Genomic DNA, 21,862 nt, shown 5'->3' with positions numbered 1-21,862 from the left:
GTCCGCGGGGGAGGAGCGGGTCGTCGGCTGCGCGGGGTCGACGGGGTCCGCGGAGGAGGGGCTCGAGGAGCGGCGGTCGGAGGCGCCGGATCCCGCACCGGGAGCGGAGGGGTCCGCAGTCGCCGCTGCATCCTCCGCGGGCGAGGCGGCGGTCGGCGTCGACACCGCTTCCGGGGCGGTCATCGCCTCGGGCGCGAGTGCGGCGGAGGCGAACACCACCGAGAGCACGAGGGTCGTCGTCGGGACGAACGCGGCGAGAGCGCGGGTGGTGCGGGTCACGGACGGTCCAGTTCTGCGGGCTCTGCGATGCGCCCGCCTGTGATTACTACCAGGAGCGTGAAGAGCTCTGCACCCCCGCTTCCGGGTGAAGTACCGCGCAGCGCGCCAGCGGGGCTCGGCCGTGCTCGTGCGCCCACCTCTTCGACGAGGCGGCGCTGAGCCGGATCGATCAGGCGACCGATCTCCTTCTCGGGGAGCACCTGCGGGGGAGCGGCCGTTCCTTCCCGCCCGCGGAGATCGACGTGACGGCGCTCCCGCCCAGGCCCGGCACGTCCTTCGGCCTCTGGAGCCCTGAGCCGCGCACATCGAGCCCGCACTCGCCCTGCGCGTCGGATGATGCGCCGCACACGCAGAGGAGGGAGCGCCCGCGGGCACTCCCTCCTCCGTCACGACCGGTCGACCGGCCGCCGTGCGCTCAGCAGACGCGGGCCGGGTAGGCCACCGTCTGCGCGAGGGTCTCGGAGCCCGCCGTGGCGGTCACCGTCACCTGGCTGCCCGGCATGCTCGCGAGGCGGGTGGTGAACGCGGCCGATCCGCTCACACCCGCGGCCACCGCGGTGACCGTCTTCGAGCCGTAGGCCGAGGCCATCGCGACGTCGATCGGAGCGGTGCCGCCGTTCTTGGCGAGGACAGTCAGCACCGCCTTCCCGGCGACGCAGCGCGACGTCACGGTCACCGGCACCGTCAGCGCCGGGGCGGCCGCCTCGGGGACGACGATCTCGCCGATCTTGAGGAACGAGCCCGGCGTGGAGAAGGTCAGCTTCAGGCCGGTGGCCGAGACCGCCGCGAACGGGATCGTGGTCAGCGTGCCGTTCGCCGCCGGAGCGACGTTCTGCGCGGTGGTCGGCTTCCAGGTGCCGTCCTCGGCGCGGTAGGCCACGCTCACCGACGCCAGGGTGCCCTCGGTGTTGGTGAAGGTGAGCCCGGCGACGCGGTGCGCCTCGGTGTTCGTCAGCGTGAACTCGGCGCTGCCGGCGAAGGTGCCGTCGGTCCAGGTCGACCAGGGGGTGCTCACGTTGCCGTCGCAGGCGTTCTTCGCGGGGAGGGTCGCGTACTTCGTCTGGCTGAACGACGCCGAGACCGCGGCTCCGGGGACGCGGCAGACGTTCGTCGGCGGCGCGGTGCCCCAGATCTGCACCTCCGAGACCGACTGCCACGTGTTCGCCGCGCTGGTGAGGTGCAGGCGGAGGCCCGTGGTGTCGGGCAGGGAGGACAGGTCGAGGATCGCCGTCGGGGCGGATCCGGTCGCGGCCTGGCTGAGGGTGGTGGCGACCGAGGAGGTCGTCCATGCGCCGTTCACCTGGTACTCGACCTCGATCCTCGAGGGCCAGGTGGCGGTCGCACCGTCCTTGTAGGTGCTGACCGTCACCGAGTCGAGGTTCTGCGCCGCGCCCCAGGAGAAGGAGAGGCGGCTGTCGCGCGGGTAGCCGGCTGAGGACCAGTCGTCCCAGCCCTTGCCCTTGACGTCGCCGTCGATGAGCTTGCCGGCGAGGTCCGTGCGGCTCGAGACCGCGACGGACGCTCCGGGAGCGAGGTTCGCGATGCCGGGCTCCGCCACCTCGATCGTGCGGGTGAAGCGGCGGCCGGAGGAGAATCCGGCGTCGGCGGCGAGCGTGCCCGTCACCTGCACCGTGCCGAGCTCGGCGGGGCCGGGGGCGGCCCAGGTCACGGCGACGTCGCGGGTCGAGCCGTTGCTCGCGACCGAGACCGTCGAGGGGAGCGCGGCGGCGATGTCGGCGCCGCGGCGGACCTGCTTCGGCAGACGGGCGTCCACGACCGACCAGACACCCTCGCCGACCCCCTTGTCGTCCCAGTAGGAGAGGTTCCAGCCGGATCCCCAGCGCGCCGGGTCCTCCTGAGCCGGATTCCGCATCTCGAGGCGGCCGTTCTCACCGACCGTCATCGGGAGCCAGACGTAGGTCGAGTCCGACTTGCCCTCGTTCCAGCGGTCGCCCATGTAGACGTACTTCCCGGGAGCGAGGGTGAGGACGTTCGTCGACTGCGAGCCGAAGGTCGTCTTGCGGGAGTCGCCGATCGAGAGCAGGCCGTCGCCGCCCTCCGGGATCGCGTTGTAGGCGACGTTCTCGTCGGCGTCGCCCTTCTCGACTCCGCGGGTCCACGCGCCGAGGATCGAGTCGGCGGTATAGTAGGTCTGCGGGTTCGGCGCCCAGCCGGTCGCCCCGGAGGCGATCGTGTAGTACTTGCCGCCGTTGGCGAAGATCGCGGGCGCCTCGAGGTGTCCGCACTCCTTCACGATCTGGAAGTCGGTGCCGCGCACCGGTGCTCCGGCCGCACCGTCGGCGAAGACGTAGGGGTACGTCCCGTCGGCCGAGTACTGGTTCGCGTCGAGGGTGTCGGTCGTGGTGGTCCGCTCGACGTTGGTGTAGTCGGCGTCCAGCTTCGCCACGTAGAGCGAGTAGTTCTCCTCGGAGGAGTAGGAGATGTACGCGGTGCCGTCCTCGTCCTGGAAGACGGTCATGTCCCGCGCCTGCCCGGGCACGGCGGAGGTGGTGCAGGACTTGTAGTCCGTGCGGTTGTAGAGGCGGTAGACGCCCTGGAGCGTGAAGGGCCCGGTCGGGCTGTCCGAGACGGCGACTCCCGCCATCGAGCGCGCATAGGTGCTGCCACCCGGGGTGATGCGGCCGTCGGAGTGCCACCACATGACCCACTTGCCGGTCTTCTCGTTGAAGAGGACCTTGGGGCGCTCGAAGATGGCGGTGTTCGGCGAGGCCTGCGTCGTGTCGAGGTGGTAGTCGAGCTCCGCGATGCGGTCGGCGCGAGGGGCTCCGGAGTCGTCGACGGTGTCGTAGAGCGCGTCGAAGTAGGGGGCCTCGAGGTCGGCCGGAGCCGAGACGCTGCGGAGCGCGGTGCCCTTGTTCTCCCAGTTGTGGCCGTCGGTGGAGCGGTAGACCGCGACTCCGGGGCTGTTCCAGTAGCCCTTCGTGCGGTCCTCGCCGTACCAGTACTGGACCTGCTGACCGCCCTCCTCGACGGTGACGATCTGGCCGCCGTGCGCCTGGATGTGGCGGCCGTCGGTGTCGTACCAGTAGGGCTGGAAGTAGCCGGCCGCGGTGCTGCCCGGGTCCTGGACCGCCGGGTAGTCGGTGTAGGTCACGGGCGTCGAGGTGCGCGGCACTCCGTCGTCGGGATCCGTGGCCACGGCGGCCGAGGCCGACTGCGCTCCTGTTCCCAGGAGCGCTGCGACGAGCAGCGCGGCCACCGCCGCGGCGGCCGTTCGTGGTCGAGACGTCATGCTGTGCTCCTTTGCACCGGGGACTTCGCGCATGTTCACGCAAACATCAGGCTTCCACGGGGCTCTGATGACGTCAACATTCAGGTCGATCCGATCGCCGGATCCCGACGGCTGCGCGGGCCCGGTCCTCGCTGCTCGACCTTCCGGCACGAGCGCTCCGCCCGGCTGGAAGGCGCGCTCCGCGAACCGGCGATCATCCGATGCCGCCCGAACCGCGATCGCCCCCGAGCCGGAGGGCTCGAGGGCGATCGGACGTGCGGTGCGGCCTGGCCGCTGACCGCCTTCCGGATATCGATCTCAGGGCTGCGAGGATCTCGCGCGCTCGAGGATGGCCGCGATCACGGCGGACTTCGCCTCGGCGTAGTCGTTCCCGTCCTCCCAGCGCCGGAGGAGGAGAGACGCCTTCGTGCTGCGGTAGAGCTCGCGGTCGGCCGGGTCGGTGCGCAGCCGGTCGCGCAGGAGGAGGTACGCGTCGATCGCGGGATGACCCTCCTCGTAGATGTGGACGTGGGCGTCCCGTCCGGGCGTGCGGACGAGCCGGTGCCCGGGCTCGCGGGTGCGCAGGACGTAGCCGGCCTCGAGCAGCGGCGCGACGTGGTCCTCCTCCGCCGTGACGTCGGGCACGACGACCAGCACGTCGACGATCGGCTTCGCGGGCAGGCCCGGAACGGAGGTCGAGCCGATGTGCTCGACCCGTACGCCCGGGACGGCCTCGAGGATGCGCCGCCGGTGCTCCTCGAACAGGGCGGACCACTCGGGGTCGTGCTCGTGCAGGGCGAGCTCGAGCGGCTCCGGTCCACCGACGAGCTCGACGGAGACGACGTCGGGGCGGCGGGGGGAGCGGTGCGGAGTCACCGGGTCATCCTGCCAGGGGTGCCGCAGGGCGGGTGCGGTTCACTGGAGCGGTGAGCACCCTCCTCGTCACCGCGCACCCCGACCGCGACTCCCTCACCGCCGCCCTCGCCCGGCGGCTTCGGGAGGAGCTCGGCCCCGACGAAGTGGAGACGGCCGACCTCGACGCCGAGGGCTTCGACCCGCGGTTCGGCGCGGCCGACCGGGACCGCTACCGCGGTGTCGGCCCGGTTCCCGACGACGTCCTCCGCGAGCAGCGCCGGCTCGACGGTGTCGACCATCTCGTGCTCGTCTTCCCCGTCTACTGGTGGTCGATGCCCGCGCTGCTGAAGGGCTGGTTCGACCGCGTCTTCCTCGCCGGCTGGGCCTTCGACATCGACCCCGTCCACGGCACGCAGCGCAGGCTCGGCGCCCTGACCGTCCACCTCGTCCTCGTCGCGGGGGACTCCGCCGGGACCTACGAGCGGCACGGCTACGAGCAGGCGCTGCTGACGCAGATCCAGCACGGGATCATCGACTACTGCGGGGCCCGGCGCGGCGGGGCCGTCTTCGTCCACGAGTCCGAGCGCGAGGACGACGCGAGCCGCAGGGCGGCGGTCGAGGACGCGGTCGAGCGGACCGTGGAGGCGATCAGGGCTGATCCGTCTGCAGCGCTCCGGTGACGAGGGCCTGCACGAGGGTGTCGGCGTCGTAGTCCGGATCGTGGGCGGCGCCGATGCAGAGGTTGCCGATGCCCTTGAGGAGCATGTAGCCGCTGAGACTCGACGCCGGGATCCGGGCGGGTCGTGCCGCCTCGAGCAGGTCGCCGCAGACGGGGACGAGCCGCTCCACGAAGTAGGCGTGTAGGGCGTCGGATCCGGCGCTGTCGCCCTGGAGCGCACCGGCGAGGCCGTGCTTGGTCACCAGGAGGTCGACGAAGTGGGCGACCCAGGCCCGGAGGGCGGCCTCCGGAGTCGCGCTGTCCGCGAGCAGCCGTGGGCCCGCCTCCGCGCAGGCCTCGACCTGGTGGCGGTAGACGGCGACCACGAGCTCCGAGCGGGTCGGGAAGTGCCGGTAGATCGTCCCCACGCCGACGCCGGCCTCCGCCGCGATCTCGCGGACCGGCGCGTCCACGCCGGAGGCCACGAACACCGTCGCCGCGGCGGCGAGCAGTGCGTCGCGACTGGTCCGCGGTCGGCCGGGCGTGCGGGGCACACGGTCGCTCATCGGTTCTCCTTGCTTTTCGGAGCGGCGCTCCGTAATGTCTCCGAGCGCAGCTCCACCACATTCCGGAGCAGCGCTCCGCAATGTTCCGGAGCAGTGCTCCACAATGTTCCGGAGCAGCGCTCCGACGATTGTGCCAGAGCGCCGCCCCCAGGAAGGACCCTCGTGCCCACTCCGCTCCTCGACTCGTCGACCCCCGGTGAGCACCGCTTGATGCGCGCGGTCCGCACGGCCGAGCGCGACCCCTCTCGATCCGTCGCGAACGGCCCGTCGCCGAGGGGCGGACGGGCCGTTCGCGACGGATGAGCGGAGCGGGTCCTGCCGTCAGCGCGGGGCGCGCAGCCCGGCGAGCGGGCCGTCGTGCAGCGGCTCCGTCTCCCAGCGGACGCGGGCGGTGCGGTCGGGAGCGAGCTCGACGTGCAGGCGGTGCGGGGTCTCGAGGAACACGACGTCGACCAGCACGCTGTCGCCCGAGGGTCCGGCGCTCGCCGCGAACGGCCCGTCGACGGTCCAGGCTCCTGCGCCGGGCGTCACGGCGAAGCGCTCGTCGCCCTCGATCAGCGCGAGCGTCCAGCCGCCCTCGTCGGCCGTCACCTCGACGGCGTCGGGCCACGATCCGACCGGCGTGTAGCTCCCGGTCGCGGGGGAGGCGCCCTCGAGCGGGCGAAGGGCGAGCTCCGACAGCCGGTCGGCCAGTCGGGCGTCGGCCTCCGCCGTGGACCCTCGGCCGACGGCGGGGAGCAGGTGCTCCCAGGCGAGCGCGAGCAGCGTCTGCGTGTCCGAGGTCTGGCCGGTCAGCGCGATCACGAGCTCGTGCTCGGGCACGATCAGGCTGAACTGCCCGTACGCGCCGTCCGCGCGGTAGCCGTGCAGCGACCGCCAGAACTGGAAGCCGTAGCCCTGCTGCCAGTCCGGTCCGCCGTCCTCGTGGGTCGGGACGTGCGCGCGGGACGCCTCGGCGACCCATTCCGGCGAGAGGATCCGCCGGTCGCCCCAGCGCCCCTCCTGCAGGTACAGCAGTCCGAGCGCAGCTGCCGCCTCGGTGGTGGCGTGCAGCCCGCTGTAGCCGAGCTCGCGCCCCGAGTCGTCGCGATGCCAAGCGACCTCGCCGATGCCGAGCGGATCGAGCAGGCGCGGGCGCAGGTAGTCGGTCAGCGACTGCCCGCTCACGCGCTGCACGATCGCGGCGGCGGCGAAGGTGCAGGGCTGGTTGTAGGCGAAGACGCTGCCCGGCTCCTGCTCCGGCGGGAGGAGGAGGAAGCCGCGCACCAGGTCGACCGGATCCGTCTCCTCGGCGCGGTCGATCGTCTCGGCGGAGTGGCCGCTCGCCATCGCGAGGACGTGGCGGACGCGGATCGCACGCGAGCGCGGGTCGGTGATCTCGTCGTCGAGCTCGGGGAAGTACGAGAGGACGGTGGCGTCCAGGTCGACCAGGCCCTCGGCGACCGCGAGGCCGACGGCGGTCGCGGTGAAGCTCTTGCTCAGCGAGTAGAAGAGGTGCGGCCGCTCGGCCGAGTACGGCGCCCACCAGCCCTCGGCGACGACGTCGCCGCCCTGCACGACCATCAGGCCGTGCAGCTCGACGCCGGGAGCGGCCTCGACCCCTTCGACGAAGGCCAGCACTCCCTCGGCGTCGACGGAGCGGGCGGACGGGGTGCTTCTCGGCAGTGAGCGCGTCATCCTCCGATGCTACGACCGGCGCGGCGCCGCCTCCGCCCGGGGGCAGGTGGCGGCGCCGCCTAGGCGGTCGGCTCGGCGGGGAAGGGGCCGAGGCCGAGCAGGAAGCGGAGGATCGCGTCGGCCGGCACGCGCAGGGCGGTGCCGGAGCCGAGCTCCCACTCCGCGTCGGTCGGAGCGAGGGTGCGACCGCGGACGGCGGCGCGGATCGCGAGCGGCGCGCGCTGCAGGCGGTCCAGGGCCACCCCGCCGGTGATGCGGGAGGAGAGGGCGAGCGGCTCGGGGGAGAGGGCGAGCTCGACGCGGACGACCTCGACCAGCTCGGCGACCGAGCGGGGACCGGCGCCGGCGCGGCGAGCGGAGGCGAGAGCGGCCAGGGCCGGGGCGATCTCGGCGGCAGGGGGAGGGGAGGAGGCCTCGCGGGCGCCCATCCGCGTCGCGAGGCGCTGGCCGGTGCTGCTCGAGAGCCGCACGACGAGCTCTCCGAGCAGGGCGTCCCGGGAGACGGCACTGGCCGCCTCGCCCTCCGTGGTGGAGGGCGAGGCGGCCAGGACGGCGAGGCGGTCGAGCCTCTCGGCGACGAGGGGGCGCCAGTCGTTGCTGACGCCCGTCTCGTCGACCGAGGGCCCGGTGCTCAGCGGCAGGAACCGCGACCAGTCGGGCACGACCGCAGGGCCTAGCGTCCGCCCGAGCGGCGCTTGTTGTAGACGTCGAAGGCGACCGCGAGCAGGAGCACGAGGCCCTTGACCGCCTGCTGCCACTCGATGCCGATGCCCATGATCGACATGCCGTTGTTCAGGACGCCGATGATGAGGCCACCGATGATCGCGCCGCCGATGGTGCCGACGCCGCCCTGGACCGCCGCGCCGCCGATGAAGGCGGCCGAGATGGCCTCGAGCTCGAAGCCGTCGCCCGCCTTCGGGCCGGCGAGGTTGAGTCGCGCGGTGAAGACGAGGCCGGCCAGCGCCGCGAGGACGCCCATGTTGACGAACAGCCAGAAGGTGACGTTGCGGGTCTTGATGCCGGACAGCTCCGCGGCGTGCAGGTTGCCGCCGATCGCGTAGACGTGACGGCCGAAGACGGAGCGGTTCATGACCACGCCGTAGATCAGGACGAGCACGGCGAGCACGATCAGGGTGACCGGGATGCCCTTGAAGGTGGCCAGCGCGAAGGAGAAGGCCGCGATCACGACGGAGACGAGGACGAGCTTGGTGACGAACCAGGCGCCCGGCTCGACGCTCTGCGCGTACTTCTGGCGGCCGCGGCGGGTGCGCACGGACTGCACGGCGAAGGCGACGATCGCGAGCGCGCCGATGACGAGCGACAGCGGGTCGAGGTCGGTCTCGCCGAACAGGTCGGTGAGGAAGCCGTTGCCCAGCGCGCGGTACTCGGTCGGGAAGGAGCCGATGTTCGCGTTGCCGAGGACGACGAGCGCCAGGCCGCGGAAGATCAGCATGCCCGCCAGGGTCACGATGAACGCCGGGATCCCGACGTAGGCGATCCAGAAGCCCTGCCACGCTCCGACCAGGGCGCCGATGAGGAGGGAGAGGATGATCGACAGCCACCACGGGAGACCCATGTTGACCGCGAAGACGCCCGAGATCGCTCCGACGAACGCCGCGACCGAGCCGACCGAGAGGTCGATGTGCCCGGCCACGATGACCATCACCATGCCGATGGCGAGGATCAGGATGTAGCCGTTCTGGACGATCAGGTTCGAGATGTTCTGGGGGCGGAGGAGGATTCCGCCGGTCATCACCTCGAACAGCAGCACCACCACGATGAGGGCGATGAAGATGCCGTTCTTGCCGAGGTCGCCCAGCACGTGGCTGAGGCGCTTCGTGAAGGCGTTCTCGGTGGGCTTCACCTGCGCACCGGCCGCGGTGGACGGTTCGTTCTGCAGATCGGTCATCGTTGCTTCTCCTGGGTCATGAGGGTGAGGACCGCCTCGGGCGTCGCCTCGGCGATGGGCAGCTCGCCCGTGATCCGGCCCTCCGACAGCGCGTAGACGCGGTCGCAGATGCCGAGCAGCTCCGGCAGCTCGGAGGAGATGACGATGATCCCCTTACCCTGCGCCGCGAGCCGGTTGATGATGGTGTAGATCTCGTACTTCGCACCCACGTCGATGCCGCGGGTGGGCTCGTCGAGGATGAGGACGTCCGGGTCGGAGTAGATCCACTTCGACAGGACGACCTTCTGCTGGTTGCCGCCGGAGAGCTTCCCGGTCTTGGCGAGCACGGTCGGCGACTTGATGTTCATGCTGCCGCGGTACTCGTTGGCAACCTCGAACTCGCGGTTGTCGTCGACGAGTCCGCCGCGGGCGACCTTGTCGAGCGACGCGAGCGAGATGTTCCGCTTGATGTCGTCGATGAGGTTGAGGCCGTAGTGCTTGCGGTCCTCGGTCGCGTAGGCGAGCCCGTGGGCGATCGCCTCCGAGACGTTGCGGATCTTGATCTCCTTGCCGGCCTTGAAGACCTGGCCGGAGATGCGGCTGCCGTAGGAGCGGCCGAAGAGGCTCATCGCGAACTCGGTGCGCCCGGCGCCCATGAGCCCGGCGATGCCGACGATCTCGCCGCGGTGGACCGACAGGTTGACCTTGTCCACCATGACGCGGGACGGGTCCTGGGGGTGGTGGGCCGTCCAGTCGACCACGCGCAGGATCTCCTCGCCGATGTGCGGCGTGTGGTCCGGGTAGCGGTGGTCGAGGTCGCGGCCGACCATGTCCTTGATGATGCGGTCCTCGGTGACGTCGTCGTGAGCGATCGTCTCGATGGTCTTGCCGTCGCGGATGACCGTGACGGTGTCCGCGATCTTCTTGATCTCGTTCAGCTTGTGGCTGATGATGATCGACGTGATGCCCTGCTCCTTGAGGTGCAGGATCAGGTCGAGCAGGTGGTCCGAGTCCTCGTCGTTCAGGGCCGCGGTGGGCTCGTCGAGGATGAGCAGCTTGACCCGCTTGGAGAGCGCCTTCGCGATCTCGACGAGCTGCTGCTTGCCGACTCCGATCTCCATGATCTTGGTGGTCGGGTTCTCGCGCAGACCCACGCGGGCCAGCAGCGCCGCGGCCTCCTGGTTGGTCTTGTTCCAGTCGATCAGGCCGCCGAAGCCGCGCACCTCGTTGCCGAGGAAGATGTTCTCCGCGATGGAGAGGTAGGGGCTGAGGGCCAGCTCCTGGTGGATGATGACGATGCCCTTCGCCTCCGAGTCGCGGATGCTGGAGAACTGCATCACCTCGTCCTCGAAGACGATGTCGCCCTCGTAGGTGCCGTGCGGGTAGACGCCCGACAGGACCTTCATCAGCGTCGACTTGCCGGCGCCGTTCTCCCCGCAGATCGCGTGGACTTCGCCGCGCTGTGCGTTGAGCGTGACGTCCTGGAGCGCCTTCACGCCCGGGAACGTCTTGGTGATGCCGCGCATCTCGAGGATGTTCGAGGTCACGCCGCCTCCCTTCCTTCGTAGTGGGGGAGGGCGCCCAGTGGGCGCCCTCCCGAGGTGTTCCTTCTCGGGTGAGGAGAGAGGACTAGCCGTTCACTTCCGCGTCGGTGTAGTAGCCGCCGTCGACGAGGACGGACTGGATCTGGTCCTTGGTGACGATGACCGGCTCGAGCAGGAAGGACGGGACGACCTTCTTGCCGTTGTCGTAGGTGTCGGTGTCGTTGACCTCGGGCTCGGTGCCCTCGAGCACGGCCTGGGCCATCTTCACGGCCTCCTTGGCGAGCTCGCGGGTGTCCTTGTAGATGGTCGCGTACTGCTCGCCGGCGATGATCGCCTTGACGGAGTCGAGCTCGGCGTCCTGACCGGTGATGATCGGGAAGTCGGAGCCGACGGTGTAGCCGGCGTCGGTCAGAGCCGAGATGATGCCGCGGCTGAGGCCGTCGTAGGGCGAGAGGACGCCCTGGACCTTGGAGCCGTCGGAGTACGTCTTGGTGAGGATGTCCTCCATGCGGCTCTGGGCGACCTCGCCGTCCCAGCGGAGCGTGGCGACGGTGTTGAAGTCGGTCTCGCCGGACTTCACGACGAGCGTCTTGTCGTCGATGTACGGCTGGAGGGTGTCCATCGCGCCGTTGAAGAAGAACGTGGCGTTGTTGTCGTCGGGGCTGCCGGCGAACAGCTCGACGTTGAACGGGCCGGCGGGGGCGTCGGCGGCCTTCGCGCCGGTGAGGTCGGTGAGACCGAGGCCCGCGAGGAGCGAGGTGGCCTGCTGGACGCCCACCTTGTAGTTGTCGAACGTGGCGTAGTAGTCCACGTTCTCGGAGTCGCGGATGAGGCGGTCGTAGGCGATGACGGGGATGTCGTTGGCCTTGGCCTCCTCGAGCACGCTCGTGAGGGTGGTGCCGTCGATCGAGGCGACGATCAGGGCCTTGGCGCCCTTGGTGATCATGTTCTCGAGCTGCGAGACCTGGGTGGGGATGTCGTCCTCGGCGTACTGCAGGTCGACCTGGTAGCCGGCCTCCTCGAGCTGCGACTTGACGTTGTTGCCGTCAGCGATCCAGCGCTCGGACGACTTGGTCGGCATCGCGACGCCGACGAGGCCGCCGTCGCCGGATCCCGAGCCCGAGCCGCCACCGGTTCCGGAGGAGCAGGCGGCGAGGGAGAGGATCATCGCTCCGCCGGCGATGCCGGCGATGAGAGCGCGCTTCATTGTGGTCACTGTGATTCCTTCGTCATTGAATGCAGTGGATGCAGGGCCGCCCTCGGGATCGGGGCGGAGATGTGATGCCATGTGAGCGATCACATTGCGTCATGCTAGACCCGACGGCGCCGTTCGTGTCAACGCGTACGTCTCGACTCGGTAACGGGACACCGGCGGCGCGTCGTCCGCTCTCGGAGCGGTGCTGTCAAGGGTCCCCGGCCCCGGAAGGGAGCCGGAGCCGTCGGCGTTGCGTCCAGCACTGTCGAAAGGACGCACACCATGACGAAGACCTGGTTCATCACCGGCGCCTCGAAGGGCTTCGGCCGCGAGTGGGCCGAGGCGGCGCTCGAGCGCGGCGACTCGGTCGCCGGCACCGCCCGCCGGATCGAGACCCTCGACGCCCTCGTCGAGGAGTACCCCGACACGTTCCTCCCACTGACCCTCGACGTGACCGACCGCGCGGCCGGCTTCGCCGCCGTGCAGGCCGCGGCCGAGCGGTTCGGCCGGCTGGACGTCGTGATCAACAACGCCGGCTACGGGCACTTCGGCATGATCGAGGAGCTCACCGAGGAGGAGGTCCGCGCGCAGCTCGAGACCAACGTCTTCGGCGCCCTCTGGGTCACCCAGGCCGCGCTGCCGATCCTCCGCGAGCAGGGCTCGGGCCACATCGTCCAGGTGTCGAGCATCGGCGGCATCAGCGCGTTCCCCTCGATCGGCGCGTACCACGCGTCGAAGTGGGCGCTCGAGGGCTTCACCCAGTCGCTGGCCGCCGAGGTCGCCGGCTTCGGGATCCACGTGACCCTCGTCGAGCCCGGCGGATACTCGACCGACTGGTCCGGTCCCTCCGCGTCGCGCAGCGAGCCGATCGCCGCGTACGACGAGGTCCGGGAGGCGGCGAGCCGACGCCCCTCCGCCGCTCAGCAGGGCGACCCGCGGGCCTCGTGTCTCGGGATCCTCGCGGTCGTGGACGCGGACGAGCCGCCGCTGCGGATCTTCTTCGGGCGCGCGCCGCTGGGCATCGCGACGGCGGACTACGAGTCGCGCCTCGAGACCTGGAAGCGCTGGAACGACGTGTCGATCGCCGCTCACGGCGACTGATCCCGGGCGGTCGCGGCGCGAGGGCGTCGCGGCCGCCGGTCAGCGCGAGGCGGTGACGCTCGCGCTCCGGGGGACGGCCGTGGATCCGCGGACGACCAGCTGCGGAGCGATCGGCGCCGCCTTCTCCGGCCGGTCGCCCTCGATCAGGCTGAGCAGCGCGGCCACGCACCGGCGTCCGAGCTCCACGAAGTCCTGGCGGACGCTGGTCAGCGGCGGCCAGTAGAACGCAGCCTCGGGGATGTCGTCGAAGCCGATGACGCTGACGTCCTCCGGCACGCGGACCCCGCGCTCGTGGAACGCGCTCATCAGTCCGAGCGCCATCTGGTCGTTCCCCGCGAACACCGCGGTGAAGTCGAGGAAGCGCGAGAGCTCGAGGCCCACGCGGTGGCCGCGCTCGGCGCTCCAGTCGCCGAGCAGCGGCGGGCGCAGCGGGATCGAGCGGTGGTCGAGCTCGGCGAGGTAGCCGCGCATCCGCGCCTCGGCCTCGATCCAGTCCTGCGGGCCGGCGAGGTGCACGATCTCGGTGTGCCCGAGGTCGATCAGGTGCCCGGTGGCGATGCGGGCGCCGGCCATCTGGTCGACGTAGAGCGCGTCGTCGCGGTCGTCCTCGCTCGTCTGCAGCGTCACGTGCGGGATGCGCAGCGCGACTCCGGAGAGGATGTCGAAGACGCGGATCTGCGGCGCGACGACCACGAGGCCCTCGACCGCCTGGTTGAGCAGATGCCGGATCCCGGCCTGGATCGACGCGCCGTCGGTGCCATCGACGTTGGCCGTGACCACGAGGTAGCCCGCGTCGCGCGCCGCCACCTCGATGGCCTGGATGCTGGAGGCCGGACCGTACTGCAGGCTCTGCGAGGACAGCACGCCGACGGTGCGGGTGCGGCTGGTGACCAGTGCCCGTGCGGCGAGGTTGGGGCGGTAGTCGAGCTCGGCCATCACCTCGAGCACGCGCTTCTTCGTCTCGGCGCGGAGGCTCGGGTGGTCGTTCAGGACGCGGGAGACGGTCTGGTGCGAGACGCCGGCCGCGCGGGCGACGTCGTAGATGCTCGGCGCCCGCGACGCGGGCTTGTCTTCCGGCATCGGGGCACCGCGGCTCTCTGTGATCGGCGCCTCCGACGCAGGACCGGGGCGCCCTCACGGGCGGCTCGCCCGTCCGCGGGCGCGTGTGAGCACACTTTACGTCCCTCGGCGCGGGGGCCTGCACACCGACGGAACCTCGACGGCTCGGACGGGGTGCCGCTCCCGGATCGGCCGGACGTTCCGGCGCCGCTGGTGCGGGCGCGCCGGAACGGCGCGATCCGCGCTTCCGCCCGGCGGTCGTCGCAGCGGGTGGTCGCCGCGGTCGGGTCAGCCGTCGAAGACCTCGGCCGAGGCGGAGGCCGCATCGGAGCGGAGCACGGCGACGAGGTCCTCGGGACAGTCCTCGAAGGCCGTCCTCTCCGGACCGGGAGGCGTGTGCGCTCGGACGTCGACGACGGATCCCTGGGGCGCGACGGCGTCGGGCGATCACAGGCGCCGCCCTGCGGTCCGGGGTACTTTCCCGCGTGTGAACGACAGCGACGAGAAGTCCGGGAGAGGCTGGCGCATCGATCTCGGCGAGCCGCCGGAGAGCGTGTCCGGCGATGTCGTCGACGCTCTCGATAAGGTGTCCGCGGAATTCGCGGCATTCCGGAGCGGGACTTCCGGCGAGGGCGGAGAAAGGGCCGCGGCCCTCCGCGGAGCCGCCCGACTCGGGGCCGGAGAGCACCGGCTCGCCGTCGCCTCGGGGCTGACGCGGGAAGGCGTCCGCGCCTTTCTCGCGGGGGGATGATGAGCCGTCGGAGAGGCGGTTTCCCCGTGCCTCGACGAGCCGGCGCCGAAGGAAGAGAAAGGCCTCGAGAAGGCGCGGCATCCGGAGAGATCGGAGACGACGAATGGACGACGAGGAGTGGGCTCGGTACCTTCTCGCGATGGAGCGCCGAGCACCGACGAATCAGGACGGGGCGGCCGCGGAACGCCGTGACGCGATGCTGGCGGCCGTCCTGCGGGAGCTCGACGCGGTCGATCCGTACGGACTCGAGCCGGGTCGCGAGGACGGCGCTCCCCGCGACGAGCACGCGTCTGAGGCGGCCCCGATCGCGAGCATCCTCCTGCGCCGAGGACGGATCACCGGCGAGGAGCTCGACTCCGTCTGGCGGTTCTGGTTCGGCGAGCCGCTGAGCGCCCTGCTCGGCGACGGCTTCGCCCCGCTCCTGGCGCGGCTCGACCGGCTCGCTCCTCCCTCGGCGGAGGACTGACGGGCGTCGGCTCCCGGCGGCGGACCGGCCGCGATCCCGGCGTCCCGTATAGCTCCGCCTAGCTCCGCCTAGCTCCGCTCGCGGAAGAAGCGGATGAGCTCGCGCAGGGCCGGGAGCGTCGCGCTCTCGGCCTCGGTGTCGTCGAGGTCGTCGAAGGAGGTGCGGAGCCCGGCGGCCTCGGCGTCGGCGGCGGACTCGAACGCCATCGACCACTCCGGGAACAGCCTCTCCCGGATCGGCTCCTCGAGGAGGGTGCGCAGCTGCGCGTGGCGCTCGTCGGCGGCGATGACGGCCATCCGCTCGCGCAGGACCGCGTCCGGCCCCTCGAGCACCTGGAGGAACCGGCCGTCGCGGTGCAGGAGCATGCCGGTCAGGCCGAGGCGCTCGTTGTTCGCGCGGCACTGGGCGAGCAGCGCGGGGAGGTCGGCGTCCGTGAAGCCGGCGGAGGTGCGGCTGGAGTAGACGAGGGAGAGCATGCCGTCCGTTCCGGGTGGGGGAGGCGGGCGCCTCCGCTCCCAGTGGACCACCGACAGCGCCTCCCGCACGGCCACTTCCGCCGGCGGCGGCAGGCTGCTAGAGCTAGCCGACCGTGATCGGAGCGGCGGACGGACGGGTGCCCTGCCGCATCCAGACGAAGAAGCCGACCAGGGTGAACGCGCCGTAGAAGACGTACATCAGCCCCGACGCGTAGTAGCCGGCCGAGAACAGCAGCGGCACGCCGACCAGGTCGACGGCCACCCAGATGAGCCAGAACTCGGTCCAGCCCTTCGCCATGCCGTAGGTGGCGAGGACGGAGCCGACGAAGATCCACGCGTCGCTCCAGACGGGCTCGTAGGAGCCGAGCGCGCGGAACACCGGGGTCAGCACCGCGGTGCCGCCGACCATCCCGAGCACCAGCAGGCCGCGGGTGCGCCACGACGCCCAGCGCGGCTCGATCAGGGTGGCGGCGTCGTCGGGGCGGTGGGTCCACCGGTACCAGCCGTAGACGCTGACCAGGATGAACATCACCTGCCGCCCGGCCTGGCCGAGCAGGTTGACGGGGTTGGGAGTGCCGAACAGGGCGCCCATGAAGACCGTGAACAGCAGCACGTTGCCGATGAGGCCGACGGGCCAGGCCCAGACCTTCCGCCGCATCCCGCCGAGGGCGCTGAGGAGCCCGAAGACGTTGCCGATGACCTCCCGCCAGAGGACGGTCTGCTCGCCGATGACGATCTGCGCGTCGAACAGCCAGTGCACGAGGTCCACGAGGCCTTCTTCCTGAGTCGGGATGCCGGGTGGTGCAACCCTGCCCCATCCCGGGCCATTCCCGTCGCGGGCTGATGAGGGCGCCGCGCTCGGACCACGCTGGATCCCGCTCCGGGGCGGGGAGCGCGACCGGCGCCCCGCTGTGCCGCCGCGACCGTAGGCTGGCGGGATGACGTCCCGGGTGCGACTCCTGCTGGCCTCGTCGCACCCCGGGCCGACCGTGACGGTCACCGTGCTGGCGACCGTGATCGCGGCGGCGTCCGGGCATCCGCTCGGGCAGGTCGTGCTGGTGGCGCTCGCCGTGCTGCTCGGGCAGCTCTCGATCGGGCTCGCGAACGACTGGATCGACGCCGACCGCGACCGCGCGGTGGGGCGCACCGACAAGCCGGTCGCGCAGGGGCTGATCGGCGTGGGCGCCGTCCGCGCCGCCGCACTGGGGACGGCGGCGGCCGCCGTGGTGCTCTCGCTGGTGCTCGGACCGGTCGCCGCGGTCGCGCACCTGGTGCTGGTCGCCGCGGGCTGGGCCTACGACGCGGGGCTCAAGCGCACGGTCTGGTCGGTCGCTCCGTTCGTGGTCGCCTTCGGGCTGCTGCCGGTGGTGGCGGTGGCGGCGGGCGACGGCCGGCTCCCCGCCTGGTGGGCGATCGCGACCGGCGCCGTGTTCGGCATCGCGATCCACTGCACGAACGTGCTCCCCGACCTGGTCGACGACGAGGCCACCGGGGTCCGCGGCTTCCCGCACCGCCTCGGCCTGCGGCTCTCCGGAGTCGTCGCCTTCGGGTCGCTGGTGGTCGCCGCGCTGCTCGTGCTCGTCGGACAGCTCGTCGGCGACCAGCCGGTGCGCGGGACAGGCGTGGTGCTCGCGGTGATCGGGACCCTCGCGGTGGTCGTGCTCGCCGCGGCGGGCATCCGCCTGGTGCTGACCGGTCCGCCGACGCGCACCCTGTTCCGGCTGGTGATCGCGGCCTCGCTCGTGCTGGTGGTCGAGCTCGGGCTGGCGGGCGCGCGGCTGGTCGGCTGACCGGCCGCCCTCAGGACCAGCGCATCGCGTAGACGCAGGCGAGCAGGTCCGAGGTCGGCAGGGCGAGGGCGATGCGGAGGAACGCCTCGCGGCCGCGGTGCGCGAGCGAGCCGAGCGGGCGTCCGAGGGCCATGTTCGCCTCCGCCTGCCGCGCCGCGCGCCGGGCCGCGGTGGTGCGCCGCCGGGCGAAGCCGGGCCAGGGGCCGGCCTCGCCGCGGCGCACGGCACCGGCCAGGAGCGGGGCGAGCTCGGCGGCGTCGAGCCAGCCGAGGTTCATGCCCTGCCCGCCGATCGGACTGATCTCGTGCGCGGCGTCGCCGATGAGCACGACGCGGCCGACGCCCATCCGCTCGGCCTCGCGGCGCCGCACCTGGAAGCCGCTGAGCATCGTGCAGGTCTCCGGGTCGGCGTCGGCGCCCGTCCGGTCGCGGACAGCGGCGGCCAGGGCGCGCGCGGCCTCCTGGTCGGGGGCCTCCTCGGGCCGCCAGGCGGGGGCGCCGAGGGAGCGGTCGGGGCCGCTCAGGGCGACGTACCGGCGCCGACCGCCCGGCAGGGGGAAGGACTCCACCACTCCGGCCGGGCCGACGTCGACCAGCGCGGTGCCGGTGAGACCGCCGGGCTCGGGGTCGGCGAAGTCGCCCATCACGTAGCGGTCCGGGTAGTCGCGGCCGGTGGTGCGGATCCCGAGCAGGTCGCGGACGGTGCTCCGGGCGCCGTCGGCTCCCACGACGAAGGCGGTGCGGACGGAGACCGGCTCGCCGCCCGGTCCGGTGCCGGTCGCCTCGACGGTGGAGCCGTGACGGAGCAGGCCGGTCAGCGCGACCCCGGGGCGCAGCGCGTCCGGGGCCGCCGCCTCGAGGCGCTCGCGGAGGATCGCCTCGGTGCGGTGCTGGTCGAGGGTGACGACGTAGGGGTGCGTCGCGGAGGCGCGCGCGAACGAGAGCGTGCCGAGGGTGCGGCCCCGGCTGCGCGCGACGCCCTCGCGGACCCGGGTGGCCTCGGCCAGCACGGGAGCATCGGCGCCGACTGCGGCGAACGCGTCGAGCGACGGCGGATGGATGCCGATCGCCCGCGAGCCGCGCGGCACCGAGGAGCGCCGCTCCCACACCTGCACGTCCACTCCGGCCCGCGCCAGGAGCGCGCCGAGCAGGAGTCCGACCGGACCGCCGCCGACGACGAGCACGTCCGTCTCCGCTATCACGGGTCGAGCCTAGGGAGCGGCGGCACGGCGGGCGAGGGGGTGCGCTCGACCGCCGCGCGTGCTCAGGGTGCGAGCGGAGGTGTCAGAGCGCGTCGACGGCGGCGAGGATCTCCTCGGTCTCCGTGCGCGTCGTGTAGTCGACGTGCACGTCCGCCGTGCGGACGATCCGGTCGGCGTCGACGACCAGGACGGTCGGGTACGGGACGGCCGGGGTGTCGTCGGCGTTGCTGTCCTTCACGGCGAAGCCGAGCGCGGTGTGCGCCTCCTGCGCGTCGCCGCTGGGGGCGGTGACGATGCCGAGAGCGCTCGCGAGCGTGTTGCCGGGGTCGGAGACGACGGTGAAGCCCAGGTCGCCGTTCGCGACCGCCGCGCGCGACCCGTCGGGGGTCTGCGGGCTGATCGCGACGAGGGCGACTCCGCGCGACGCGAGCTCGGGGGCGAGGGTCTCGTTGTAGTGCTTGAGCGTGATGTTGCAGTACGGGCACCAGGCTCCGCGGTAGAAGACGAGGACGGCCGGGCCCGCGCCGAGGACGTCCGCGAGGTCGACGGTGTCGCCGTCGACGGTCACGACGGAGGCGGCGGGGAGCGCGTCGCCGGCGGTGACGGCTCCGCTCGGGGCGCCGGCGGCGACGAGGTCGTCGCGCTCGCCGGAGAAGACGGCGGCGAGCTCGGGGCCGACCGTCTCGTCGAAGCCGACGGTGAACTGGTCGAGCTGGGTGCGGACGGAGGTGCTGGTCATCGTAAGTCCTTCGGTCGTGACGGTCGTGGTCCCCCGTCCGGGAGCCTAGGCACGCAGGGGACCGGGCGCCGGGCGCCCGTCACGCGGCGTCACACGACGGCCGACGCGTGTCGGCCGGCGTGCGTGGGGCCCGGCCCCGTCGCTCCGTCATTCCGGGGCGACGACCAGCTCGCCGCCGGCGGAGCGCGAGACGCACGGCATGATCCAGCGGTCCTGCTCCTCGGGGGTCAGCACCAGGTCGCGGTGCTCCGCCGTCCCGCCGACGAGGCGCAGGCGGCAGGTGCCGCACGTGCCCGACTCGCAGGAGGAGTCGACGTCGATCCCGGAGGAGCGGAGCGCGGTGAGGAGCGAGCGGTCGGCCGGGACCTCCACGACGGCTCCGGTCGGCTCCCAGACGGCGGCGAAGGGGACGGCCCGGTCGCCGACGGCGTCGACGCCCGCGAAGTCCTCGACGTGGATCCGGCTCGGGCGCCAGTGCATCGTGAGGGCGAGGACCTCGTCGATCAGCGCGGACGGACCGCAGCAGTAGATCCGGGTGTCGTCGTCGGGCTCGGCGACGAGCGGCCAGAGGTCGAGCCGGCCGTGGATCGCACTGTGGTGCACGAGGGAGCCGTCGGCGGAGAACTCGTCGAGCCACGCGGTGTCCTCGGGGGTGCGGCTGAGGTACACGACCTGCACGGCCGAGCCCTGCGCCCGGAGCTCGGCGGCCATCGCGCGGATCGGGGTGACCCCGATCCCGCCGGCGATCAGGAGGTAGCGGGCGGCGGGGTGGAGGGCGAAGGTGTTCGCGGGCGGCGCGGAGGAGAGGACGTCGCCGACGCGGACGTCGTCGTGGAGGCTCCGCGATCCGCCCCGACCCCCGGGCTCGCGGCGCACCGCGATCGCGAAGTGCGACGGCTCCGCGGATCCCGGCTCGACGAGGCTGTAGCTGCGGCGCTCGCCGGAGGGGGTCGTGAGCGTGAGGTGCGCGCCGGCGGAGTAGCCGGGCAGCGGGGCGCCGTCCTCGCTCCGCAGCACGAAGCGGGTGACGGCCGGGGTGAGCGCCTCGCGCTCGGCCACCACGAGCCGCAGCTCAGCCACGGAGCACCAGCTCGTCGCCCACGCCGAGCGTGCCGCCGTCGAGGACCTCCGCGTAGACGCCGAGGAGCTCGTGGCCGTAGGTCTCGTGCAGCAGCCGGGGGACCGGCAGGTCGCGCCGACCGGTGCCCGGCTCGACCTCGGTCGCGGCGCACCGCTCGGTGGCCTTCGTGATCCGCAGCCGCAGCCCGCCCGCGGTGAGCTCGCGCCCGAGCAGCTCGAGCTCGCTCCACGCCGGCAGCCCCTCGAGGTGTATGTTCCCGCGGAACCGCAGCGGATCGACGCTCCGGCCGGTGCGCTCGGCGAGGTCGCGGACACTCGCCAGGTTGATCAGCGAGACGTACTCCATCTCGATGTCGGAGTTGTGGGCCGTGTCGGTGTAGCGGCGCCCCGCGTCCTGGGCGATCACGGGCTCGACGCCGGGCGGCAGGTCGAGCACGCGGGCGGCGAAGGAGCGCAGTGCGGCCCGGCCGTCCTCCGCGCCGAGGTCGGCGGAGAGGACCCGGTGGCCGCGGACGTCGACGGTGAGCACTCCGCTGTCGGGGTCGAGGTGCGTGGTCAGGCCGGCGAGGCGGGCCTCGGCGACGAGGACGAAGTACTCGCGCTTGGAGATGCCGTGCCGCATGCCGGGCCGGTAGGCGCCGCCGGGGCGGGCGAGGGCGATCGTGCGGTCGAAGGGGACGCCGCGGCCGGCGGTGAGCTCGACGCGGGGGAGCGGCTGCGGGGTCAGGCCCTTGACCGGGTAGACGAAGAGGCCGTCCACGCGTGTCGTCATGCCCCCATCCTGGCGCATCGCCGGGGAGCCGGCAGGGCCGTCGCGGCGCAGCGGAGCGCGAGGAGCGGACGCGGCGCCGTGCGGATCCTGCGAGGGCGGATGGAGGGATCCGCTCCGGCGGGCCTCGTCAGTACTGGAGCGAGAGGCCGACCAGGGGCGGGACGACGAGCGCTCCCAGCTCGACGATCGCGACGCTGGCGCCGACACCGAGCGTGACGGCCGAGAGCAGCCGGGCGCGGTCCTTCCGCGCGACGCCGATGACGCCGACGATCGCGGTCGCCGTCGCGAGCACGAGCATCGTGACCCCGAGGGCGGCGAAGAGCGCCCCGATCTGCGTGGTGTCGAAGCCGCCCTGGAACGCGAGGACCGGGATGGCCGTGGTGAGCGCGGTCCGCCCGATCTGCGCGAGGACGAGGACGATCGCGAGGACGAGGCCGACGATGCCGACGACGTCTCGGGGCCGGGGCTGGGGGGCGGGGACGGAGGCGGTCACGCCGTCGAGCCTAGGGGCGGGCGCGGCGGCGGGGCGAACG

At 72.4% G+C, this 21,862-nt stretch carries 21 protein-coding genes and 1 pseudogene; 5 read left to right on the top strand and 17 right to left on the bottom strand.

All coding sequences use genetic code 11. From position 1 onward, the window contains the following. The 3 genes and pseudogenes from C5B95_RS16215 to C5B95_RS16205 all read right to left on the bottom strand — a co-directional run. Positions 1-279 (bottom strand): annotated as a pseudogene (locus C5B95_RS16215) (hypothetical protein); the annotation flags it as partial. Between the two features lie 415 nt (positions 280-694). Beyond that, a complete protein-coding gene (locus C5B95_RS16210; RefSeq protein ID WP_104349632.1) occupies positions 695-3,532 on the bottom strand; it encodes a discoidin domain-containing protein in 2,838 nt (945 codons plus the stop codon). A 297-nt stretch (positions 3,533-3,829) separates the two neighbouring features. After that, entirely contained in the window at positions 3,830-4,387 is a 558-nt protein-coding gene (locus C5B95_RS16205) for a GrpB family protein (protein ID WP_104261580.1), read from the bottom strand. A gap of 50 nt (positions 4,388-4,437) precedes the next feature. Here C5B95_RS16205 and C5B95_RS16200 point away from each other — a divergent pair, with 50 nt between their 5' ends. Then, complete coding sequence (locus C5B95_RS16200; protein ID WP_104349631.1) at positions 4,438-5,046, top strand: NAD(P)H-dependent oxidoreductase; 609 nt, start codon at positions 4,438-4,440, stop codon at positions 5,044-5,046. On the opposite strand, the gene C5B95_RS16195 is transcribed toward C5B95_RS16200, so the two are convergent. From C5B95_RS16195 to chvE, 6 genes are all read right to left on the bottom strand, one after another. Next, complete coding sequence (locus C5B95_RS16195) at positions 5,015-5,590, bottom strand: TetR/AcrR family transcriptional regulator (RefSeq protein WP_104349630.1); 576 nt, start codon at positions 5,588-5,590, stop codon at positions 5,015-5,017. The genes C5B95_RS16200 and C5B95_RS16195 overlap by 32 nt on opposite strands. A gap of 321 nt (positions 5,591-5,911) precedes the next feature. Further along, a complete protein-coding gene (locus C5B95_RS16190) occupies positions 5,912-7,267 on the bottom strand; it encodes a serine hydrolase (protein WP_104349629.1) in 1,356 nt (451 codons plus the stop codon). A gap of 59 nt (positions 7,268-7,326) precedes the next feature. Further along, positions 7,327-7,929: a hypothetical protein gene (locus C5B95_RS16185; RefSeq protein WP_104338026.1), complete on the bottom strand. Its 603-nt coding sequence runs from the start codon at positions 7,927-7,929 to the stop codon at positions 7,327-7,329. An 11-nt stretch (positions 7,930-7,940) separates the two neighbouring features. Beyond that, positions 7,941-9,176: a multiple monosaccharide ABC transporter permease gene (mmsB, locus tag C5B95_RS16180; protein WP_104227395.1), complete on the bottom strand. Its 1,236-nt coding sequence runs from the start codon at positions 9,174-9,176 to the stop codon at positions 7,941-7,943. Beyond that, on the bottom strand, positions 9,173-10,702 hold the full coding sequence (gene mmsA / locus C5B95_RS16175) for a multiple monosaccharide ABC transporter ATP-binding protein (protein WP_104234508.1): 1,530 nt from the start codon (positions 10,700-10,702) through the stop codon (positions 9,173-9,175). Before mmsA ends, mmsB begins: the two co-directional genes overlap by 4 nt. 82 nt (positions 10,703-10,784) lie before the next feature. After that, positions 10,785-11,906 (bottom strand): multiple monosaccharide ABC transporter substrate-binding protein, encoded by a 1,122-nt coding sequence (gene chvE, locus C5B95_RS16170; protein ID WP_104224984.1) that lies wholly within the window; start codon positions 11,904-11,906, stop codon positions 10,785-10,787. A 270-nt stretch (positions 11,907-12,176) separates the two neighbouring features. On the opposite strand from chvE, the gene C5B95_RS16165 reads away from it, so the two are divergent. Then, positions 12,177-12,995, top strand: a complete 819-nt coding sequence (locus tag C5B95_RS16165) for an SDR family oxidoreductase (protein WP_104349628.1) — start codon at positions 12,177-12,179, stop codon at positions 12,993-12,995. A 39-nt stretch (positions 12,996-13,034) separates the two neighbouring features. On the opposite strand, the gene C5B95_RS16160 is transcribed toward C5B95_RS16165, so the two are convergent. Then, on the bottom strand, positions 13,035-14,075 hold the full coding sequence (locus C5B95_RS16160) for a LacI family DNA-binding transcriptional regulator (protein WP_104234510.1): 1,041 nt from the start codon (positions 14,073-14,075) through the stop codon (positions 13,035-13,037). A 466-nt stretch (positions 14,076-14,541) separates the two neighbouring features. On the opposite strand from C5B95_RS16160, the gene C5B95_RS16155 reads away from it, so the two are divergent. Next, a complete protein-coding gene (locus C5B95_RS16155) occupies positions 14,542-14,805 on the top strand; it encodes a hypothetical protein (protein ID WP_104227400.1) in 264 nt (87 codons plus the stop codon). A gap of 103 nt (positions 14,806-14,908) precedes the next feature. Beyond that, positions 14,909-15,271 carry a hypothetical protein gene (locus C5B95_RS16150; protein ID WP_104234511.1) on the top strand — a complete coding sequence of 121 codons (363 nt, stop codon included), beginning with the start codon at positions 14,909-14,911 and terminating at the stop codon, positions 15,269-15,271. 68 nt (positions 15,272-15,339) lie between these two features. Here C5B95_RS16150 and C5B95_RS16145 read toward each other — a convergent pair whose 3' ends face one another. Then, entirely contained in the window at positions 15,340-15,747 is a 408-nt protein-coding gene (locus C5B95_RS16145) for a BLUF domain-containing protein (protein ID WP_104247727.1), read from the bottom strand. A 103-nt stretch (positions 15,748-15,850) separates the two neighbouring features. After that, positions 15,851-16,516 carry a nicotinamide riboside transporter PnuC gene (pnuC, locus tag C5B95_RS16140; protein ID WP_104224989.1) on the bottom strand — a complete coding sequence of 222 codons (666 nt, stop codon included), beginning with the start codon at positions 16,514-16,516 and terminating at the stop codon, positions 15,851-15,853. Positions 16,517-16,685: 169 nt separating this feature from the next. On the opposite strand from pnuC, the gene C5B95_RS16135 reads away from it, so the two are divergent. Next, entirely contained in the window at positions 16,686-17,537 is an 852-nt protein-coding gene (locus C5B95_RS16135) for a UbiA family prenyltransferase (protein ID WP_104349627.1), read from the top strand. 10 nt (positions 17,538-17,547) lie between these two features. On the opposite strand, the gene C5B95_RS16130 is transcribed toward C5B95_RS16135, so the two are convergent. The 5 genes from C5B95_RS16130 to C5B95_RS16110 form a co-directional block, all read right to left on the bottom strand. Then, a complete protein-coding gene (locus C5B95_RS16130) occupies positions 17,548-18,738 on the bottom strand; it encodes an NAD(P)/FAD-dependent oxidoreductase (protein ID WP_258060054.1) in 1,191 nt (396 codons plus the stop codon). A gap of 82 nt (positions 18,739-18,820) precedes the next feature. Further along, complete coding sequence (locus tag C5B95_RS16125; protein WP_104349626.1) at positions 18,821-19,477, bottom strand: peroxiredoxin-like family protein; 657 nt, start codon at positions 19,475-19,477, stop codon at positions 18,821-18,823. Between the two features lie 147 nt (positions 19,478-19,624). Then, the gene (locus C5B95_RS16120; RefSeq protein ID WP_104349625.1) at positions 19,625-20,557 is read right to left on the bottom strand and encodes a PDR/VanB family oxidoreductase; all 933 of its coding nucleotides are present in this window, start codon (positions 20,555-20,557) and stop codon (positions 19,625-19,627) included. Then, positions 20,550-21,329: an MOSC domain-containing protein gene (locus C5B95_RS16115; protein WP_181068112.1), complete on the bottom strand. Its 780-nt coding sequence runs from the start codon at positions 21,327-21,329 to the stop codon at positions 20,550-20,552. The genes C5B95_RS16120 and C5B95_RS16115 overlap by 8 nt, the downstream gene beginning before the upstream one ends. 127 nt (positions 21,330-21,456) lie before the next feature. Further along, entirely contained in the window at positions 21,457-21,822 is a 366-nt protein-coding gene (locus C5B95_RS16110; protein WP_104269709.1) for a hypothetical protein, read from the bottom strand. Positions 21,823-21,862: the final 40 nt, after the last annotated feature.

The sequence above is a fragment of the Rathayibacter sp. AY1A7 genome (assembly GCF_002930845.1).
Taxonomy (GTDB): Bacteria; Actinomycetota; Actinomycetes; order Actinomycetales; family Microbacteriaceae; genus Rathayibacter.
Note: the sequence above shows the minus strand (reverse complement) of the source record. Positions and strands in the feature narration are given on the sequence as shown.